Origin of the sequence: Brachyspira sp. SAP_772 (genome assembly GCF_009755885.1) — a bacterium.
GTDB lineage: Bacteria > Spirochaetota > Brachyspiria > Brachyspirales > Brachyspiraceae > Brachyspira.
In genome coordinates this window covers 1-698 of record NZ_VYIX01000179.1, presented here as the reverse complement: position 1 = coordinate 698, position 698 = coordinate 1, and the positions used below count along the sequence as shown (strand labels likewise).

Sequence of the window (698 nt, the reverse complement as noted above, 5' to 3'; positions counted from 1 at the left end):
TTTTTCAATTATTTTTGGGAAGTGGTACTACTTCTGTTGTAGCTAAGAAATTAGGAAGAAACTACTCAGGCATAGAGCAAAACCCAGCATACTGTGCTTGGGCAGAAAAAAGAATAGAATCTGCTTTGCAAAACAAAGAAATACAGGGTTACACTGATAATATATTCTGGGAGAGAAACACTATGCAGCTTCAAAATAAGCTAAAAAAATAATTGAAAAAAATATGACTTTATGTTAAAATTARTTTGGTATTGTTAATATTTTTTTTGATTAAAGGCTCGTTATATGCATGTTGATATAATAAATTACATTAAGGCTGATAATGTCAAAATAATATATAAAAATACTACTTTTCAAGATTTAGTTGCTATATCATCAAAAAATCCTCCAAAACTATTTATCATCACAAATGCAAATAAGAAAATTTTTGGYGTTGTTACATATAATGATTTGTTTGCCGTTTTAGCAAAACAAATGAAAAAAAAGAATATAGGCTGTCTTGCTAATCAAGATATATCAAAACTAGTTACTAAAAATTATATAAAAGTTCCATTTAATACAGATACTAATGATGTGTTTAATATGATGATAGATAAAAAACTAGATTATGCTATTGTTGTTGATGATAAAGATTTTCCTATAGGAATAGTGGATATATACACTTTATATGATATAATCCTTAAATTAAAAATAAGAAA

Annotated in this window: 2 protein-coding genes; both read left to right on the top strand. The window is 25.7% G+C overall.

The genetic code is table 11. The features are described 5' to 3' along the window. Nucleotides 1–212: DNA methyltransferase (locus tag GQX97_RS13390; protein ID WP_232473412.1), on the top strand; the 212-nt coding region annotated here is incomplete at its 5' end. Between the two features lie 73 nt (nt 213–285). Then, nucleotides 286–698: CBS domain-containing protein (locus GQX97_RS13385; protein ID WP_157152302.1), on the top strand; the 413-nt coding region annotated here is incomplete at its 3' end.